A 5,964-nucleotide genomic window follows, 5' to 3' on the forward strand; every position below is an offset into this window, starting at 1 on the left:
TTCCTTGATGGTCGGGGCGGCCCGATTTGAACGGGCGACCTTCTGGTCCCAAACCCTATTTCGCCTTTCTGGGATGATTCGCCTTGTTCGATATTGTTGGCTGTGATTCAGTCAGGATGCGGGTTTTGGGCGTTCGGTATTCTCTCGTGGTTCCCGGTGTTAGCCGGTCTTTTGGCTTGTCTTGGGCACACCGTGGGCACACCGATGGCAACCGCCATCTTGACCACTTGCTACTCCGCAGCCAGCAGAACGCTCTTCGCCCTCGTCTGGGGGAGATCAAGCTTCTCCGCGATGCTCTGACATAGATGCACCGCGTCCTCCAAGTTCTCGGGTGCGGTCGTTCCGACCACTTCCCTCGCTCTGATCGCATATTCCCGTGCAAGCCAAACCTTCGAAACCCCGCCGCGGACCCAACGTCGAGCTATAGTCTCAAACCACCTCCCGGTTGTGAGGGGGGGGTGAAGTCGATGCGCCTCCCATTCATGTCTCACTTCCGCTTCCAACTCGTCCGGCACTGAAAGGTTCCTTGATCCCAGGACTTCACGCAACGCCGAAACAACAGCCTGAAGGAATTGCTCGGGATAGAGGCAGTAGTCTTCGATAGATCTACCGGCGCGTAGTTCCATCACTTGGACACGCAATCGGTCGCACAACTCCTTTGCCTTACTCAGGATCTTCTTCCCGGACGAATCTCCATCGACCAATAGAACTACCCTTGGCTCCTCCTCCTTACCCTTGAAGAACTGCAGAAGAGTCCTAAGGTTCTGCTCATCATAGAAGCTCTTGACGCCCAGGTAGTTCAGGTCAACATCGAGGTGATCAAGCCTGTTCAGTTGCCGAAAGAGCTCATACAAGTACATCGGATCGGAGTCTCCTTCAACAAAGAGAAGCTTCGAGGAGAAGAGAATGTTGGACTGGAGGGTTACGCCCAGCGCATCGGTTGCTCGTCTCCAGTTCCCTTGATGCGGTTTTTGATCGACTTTCGTTCCCTCGCCGTCCTTCAAGATCAGCCTGTGACGTTCTGGGTAGTTTTGGTTTAGGAGGAATAGAGAATGGGTGGCGTAGACGATTTGGCTGTCGTCGGCAATGCGCTCGAAGACTTGCATGAGATCGTTCTGTCCTTTTGAATGGAGGTGAATGCCTGGGTCGTCGAATAGATAGATGTAGGAACCAGAAGGGTTCTTCGTCCTACGGGCCAGCAGAATCATGGACAGTTGAAAGAATTGGGTTACACCTGTACTCCTCTTTGAGAGGCGCACAAAACGTGTCTGAACAGCAGGGTCCTTCACCAGTAGTTCTATTGTTTCACCTGCCCCGTGGTCCAGAATGAACTCAAGATTCCTGCCCTGTTCCCAGAGTTCTCTCAGTCGCTGAGTTAGGACCTCCGATGCCTCGGAAAGCTGCCGCCTAGTAACATCGTCGAGTGTGAAGAGACTCTTGCTGCTGGTCGAGAGACCTGCCTGATACAGTATGCCTTCCATGAATTCGAATTCTTCATCCGAGAGCTTCGCGAAAGTCACTGAATCATGGAGTTTCCCTGTGACATTGAAGAGTTCCACTTTAGGCTTGCGTCGCTTGAGGAAGCCCTGCTTCGCGGCCGAGAGTTCTTCTACGGGAAGACCATCCACAAGCAGCGGCTTGCCAACCCCCTGCCTGCTGAAGACGAGCTGCCGCCCGGCCGCAATATGCACAGCCTCTTCGTCTTCTGGTACTCTTGATTCCCTCTGCCCTTCATCAACGGCTTGCGCGTCGGCAGCATCTTCCGCCACGCCTGCAGCCCCATCGCCCATCGTGGGCTTGTCTGCATTAGTAGGGCCGCTAACCTCCTCATTCGCAGAAGCGTGTTCTTCAACCACCTCTTCCCTGGAAAGCGCCTCAAACTCCGCTGTCTCTTCGTCGCTCAGTTCAAAGACAAACTCTATTGTGGGCTGCTGGTCCTCTTTGTTTGCATCCCAGTTGACTTCTTCAGCCTCGATCGGGAAGGCATCGTTCAAGTGCCTCAAGGCAGCTAGGATGTTCGTCTTTCCGTGATCGTTTGAACCGAGGAGGATCGTGACCTTCTTGTCGATATCGATTGTGATTGGCTCTCGAACAGAGAGGAAGTTGCCTATCCGAACTTTGGATAGTACCATCGGGCTCCAAACCCCCGCCCCGCCCTCTTAGACTTTCCGATGCTGTTGCGTTCTCCAGAGGGCGAGAACGCCTTCTGCAGCTTCCACTTCGGCTCAGACTGTGCTTGGACCTTCCTTCCCCTATGTTACGCCTCCCCATACACCTGCGGTGACACTGCGCGGCCCATGTCTGAAAGGGGCCTTCAAGACCTTAGGCGGGTCCCGTTCGACTCGTGCCAAGACTTCATGCCGTGTCTGAAGGCGTGCGGGTGAACCCTGCCGATGCCCGCCCCCGTCACTGTAGCCTAACTGTAGCCAATCTAGGGCTTCTTGTGTAGTCCGACATGCCCAGCTTGCGGCTGATCTCCGTCAAGTCCAAGAAGAAGCGCAGGAACACGGCCTTCCGCCCCGCCCGTGGCAGACGGGCGAGGGCCGATCTACAGGGCGCGCATCCGCCGCTCCAGCCTCTCGACGCGGGCGCGCACTATGTCTAATCCCTGGTGTTCCATCGTGACGACCTCCTCTACAGGCGGGACCTAAGCGGTTCAGTACGTCAGGCAGGGTCTGACCGACCCGCTGTTAGTTTTCGTCGAGGCCCAGTTCCTGTACGGCGGCCTGGATGAAAGCCAGCCGCTTCTGATCAAACTCTGTATCCGAAGCCTTCTCTATTGAGATGGGTGCGCGAGCCGCTTCGTCAAATCTAGTGGCGACCTTCGGGAAGAAGAACGCGGACACCAAGCCGTTGTAGTATCCCAGGGCTTGAGCGGTCTCTGGCCTTATTTCCACTTGACGAACGTGTCCCTTGTAGTCCGCCTTTGAACTCTGCAGCCGAGGGTCGAGCGCATCCGCCGACCATGCCGCAAGCGCACCGACCGCTCCGCGAAAGATTTCATATTTGAGTTCAAAGCGTTTTTGCCAACGCCATGTCCGTCTGGCGACACGGGCCGTGACAAGTGGAGCAATGATTGCTGCGAAGAGGCCAGCGACAACAGCCACAAGAATTGAGGTCCATAGCGAGATCGTCATGCCTGTCTCACCTGCCCTTGGTCCGATACTCCGCCTTGTCTTCAGCCGCGAGCGTCAACTGCTCAGCCTCTCTCGCCTTCGCCTTTGGCGCTTTCTTGAAGGTGACGTTGACCTGTCCAGAAGGTGGGTAGTCAATTCGCTTGCCCTCAAGAAGTTCTGCGACAGTGAGAACCTGCAGGCGAGGATGTTTCCTCCCCCAGACTGGCGAGAGATAGAAGCCAGCACCCGCCACCTCCGCTCTCATCTGCTTGGTCGGCTCCTCCATGCTGATGAGCACACCAATCTCGGCCTTCTCCCGGTCCAGTACGCCTCGGAGGTCACGAACATGCGCGACTGTTACGTTACCGGCCTTCACTGACAGAATGATCTGCTTCGTTTTGCCGCCTTCACCTTCATCGTGAAAGTAGAGACGGCCATCTATGCCCCTGTCGGCACCCTTCTTCTGCTCAACGGGACGTGCGCCAACGAGTCCGAGCGCCCACCATTGAAACTGGTACGGGTCATGCACCGCCAAGTCTTGTGCGTCCGGTAGAGAAACCGGCTCCCCAATCACCTTGTAGGTCGCCCGATCTCCGAACGCATCGTACAGACGGTGCTTGATCAGCGTGATCGCCAAGTGCGTGATGTCTATGCCGATCCAACGCCGCTTGAGCTTCTGCGCAGCAGCTACCGTTGTCCCGCAGCCGCAGAACGGATCGAGGACCGTGTCACCCTCGTTGGTGCTTGCAGCGACGATTCGCTCAAGCAGAGCCTCGGGCTTCTGTGTGGGATAGCCGAGACGCTCCGCCGATGTGTTCCCGATTCTGGGAATATCTGCCCAGTTCGTGGAGACCGGTTTGCCTTTCGTCTCATCCAGGTACACCTTTAGGCCATCCAGCCTCGGCGTGCCGTCCTGCTTTAGCAGTATTCGGCCTTGCGCGTACCATTCTTCCAGTTGCTCCAAGGAGGCACCCCAGGAACGGTAGGGCGGCGGCTTGGCCCCTCTCCACTCGAATTGCCGACTAAGATTGGGAGATGAGAAAGTGAGGTTCTCCGCCTTGTAGAGCCTGCCAGTTTCGTCCGGTTTATACCGGCGCATTTGTTCCGGGCCATACGCTGTGTACTGGTCATTGAACACGAACTGTGTGGTCTTTGAGTAGTAAAGAATCGTGTCGTTCGCCCGAACATATCCCTTGGTTCGGATGTTATGGGAGACGGTTCGCTCCCAGATAATCTCGTTTCGGAACTGCGCTGGCCCGAACACTGCATCCATGAGCATCTTGAGGTAGTGGCTGGCCGTCGGGTCGCAGTGCAGGTAGATGCTGCCGGTCGGTTTCAGGACCCGATGCAATTCCATCAAGCGCGGGGCCATCATCGAGAGGTAGGCCAGCATGTCGTTCTCGCCCAGGAACGTGCGGAACGCCTGCATGGCGCGCGACACCGGGCCTCCTGCCTCGACGACCTCCTCGTACGCCTCCGCCGCAGCCCGATCCCAGCGCCACGTGTCCCCGAACGCCTTGATCTGCGCCGCCGACCGCGAGCCATTCTGCTCCTGAAACAGCACGTTGTAGTCCTGGTTGGACTTGAAGGGCGGATCGAGATAGACAAGGTCTACCGTCTCGTCCTTGAGGTAGCGGCGGAGAATGTCCAGGTTGTCGCCGTAATAGAGCGTGTTCACGCGAACGGCTCCCCTTTTTCAGGCACCGAGAGCAGCCTCGACTAATTGAGGTAGATTCCAGGTGTAGGTTTCCAGTCCTGCCGCGACGGCGATTTCGGCTATCATCTTGCGGGCGTCCTTGGCGATAGACTCCACCTCCCGCCGCAGGGAGGGTGTCAACGGGCTGCCCTTGAGGGTGCCCTGCCGTAGCACGAGTTCAGCGGCCTGCAGTGTCTTGCGGCTCCGCGCTAGGTTGGCAGCGATGGCCGCGGCGGTGCGATCGGCCTCCACCCGTGCTCGGACGGCAACAGCCTCACGGCTGAACCTTGCCTCAGCCTGTGCCCGCTGGCGAGGAGTGAACCGGCGGTAGGATGCTGCGGGATCGGGACTCATCGGTCAGTCCTCCTCGGGGAGCATGGCGGTCAGGACGGGTTCGCCCTGGTCGCCGGGGCCGCAAATGCACTTCAGGCGTACCAGTGGCGGTGCCGTCCTCGTGCCGTTCTAGGATAATGAACGGCTGGCCTCCAATAATGCAGGTGTCGGGCTGTTCGGTCATGACGGCACCTCCTGCTTATTCTCCCGCGACCTCCCGTTGCCAGGAGGTTTCGGCCGTAGATCCGCTGCTTCATCGGCCGCCTCGCTGAACCGCTGCTTGGGTCACGTTGGCGCCGCTCCCCGCTCAGTCAGGGCCGGGGGCCGGTAGTCCACGCTCGCCTTGGGCAGCCCGCCCGCCGTTCTGGTCTGAGCGGCTCCGTTCTAGCAGCGGGTTTCCGGGCAGCACTCCACCTAGTGAGAGCAGAGGTTTGGTTTCGCCCACCCTTCCCATGCGGTTTCGCAAGCACTTCCCCTGAGGCCTACCAGTTCGCGACAATCCACACGAGGGTCAGCACCGCCAGTATCGCTCCGCCCACGAGGCATCCAATCTCCCCGGGGGTCGCCCGGTTTCTATCTTCAGCGGCTGCTGGCGCTTGTGAAGGCGGATATGCGAGAAACGGTTGCGGTACAGGCGCGTCTCTTTGTGGAGCTTGTCCGGGAACCAGCGAAGAGGTCGGCATTCCTTCCTGCCCGCGCTTTGCATCAACCAAGGCACCTACCCCAGCCAGAGCCAAACCGGGCAGGATGTACACCAACATGTTGACCACGATCGCTAACGACAAGCTCTCTGTGTCGCGAATCTGGAAATCAACCCCA

Annotated in this window: 6 protein-coding genes; all 6 read right to left on the reverse strand. The window is 58.1% G+C overall.

Annotation, left to right across the window (positions count from 1 at the left end):
• Nucleotides 1–230: 230 nt before the first annotated feature.
• Nucleotides 231–2,132, reverse strand: a complete 1,902-nt coding sequence (locus RDU83_13890) for an AAA family ATPase (GenBank protein ID MDQ7842092.1) — start codon at nucleotides 2,130–2,132, stop codon at nucleotides 231–233.
• 558 nt (nucleotides 2,133–2,690) lie between these two features.
• Entirely contained in the window at nucleotides 2,691–3,137 is a 447-nt protein-coding gene (locus tag RDU83_13895; protein MDQ7842093.1) for a hypothetical protein, read from the reverse strand.
• A 7-nt stretch (nucleotides 3,138–3,144) separates the two neighbouring features.
• Nucleotides 3,145–4,794 carry a DNA methyltransferase gene (locus RDU83_13900; protein ID MDQ7842094.1) on the reverse strand — a complete coding sequence of 550 codons (1,650 nt, stop codon included), beginning with the start codon at nucleotides 4,792–4,794 and terminating at the stop codon, nucleotides 3,145–3,147.
• A gap of 18 nt (nucleotides 4,795–4,812) precedes the next feature.
• The gene (locus tag RDU83_13905; protein MDQ7842095.1) at nucleotides 4,813–5,166 is read right to left on the reverse strand and encodes a hypothetical protein; all 354 of its coding nucleotides are present in this window, start codon (nucleotides 5,164–5,166) and stop codon (nucleotides 4,813–4,815) included.
• A gap of 3 nt (nucleotides 5,167–5,169) precedes the next feature.
• Nucleotides 5,170–5,250, reverse strand: coding sequence for a hypothetical protein (locus RDU83_13910; protein MDQ7842096.1), 81 nt, complete (start codon nucleotides 5,248–5,250; stop codon nucleotides 5,170–5,172).
• 377 nt (nucleotides 5,251–5,627) lie between these two features.
• A partial coding sequence (locus tag RDU83_13915; protein MDQ7842097.1) for a hypothetical protein occupies nucleotides 5,628–5,964 on the reverse strand: 337 nt, incomplete at its 5' end.

It is taken from the genome of bacterium (genome assembly GCA_031082185.1).
Taxonomy (GTDB): Bacteria; Sysuimicrobiota; Sysuimicrobiia; order Sysuimicrobiales; family Humicultoraceae; genus VGFA01.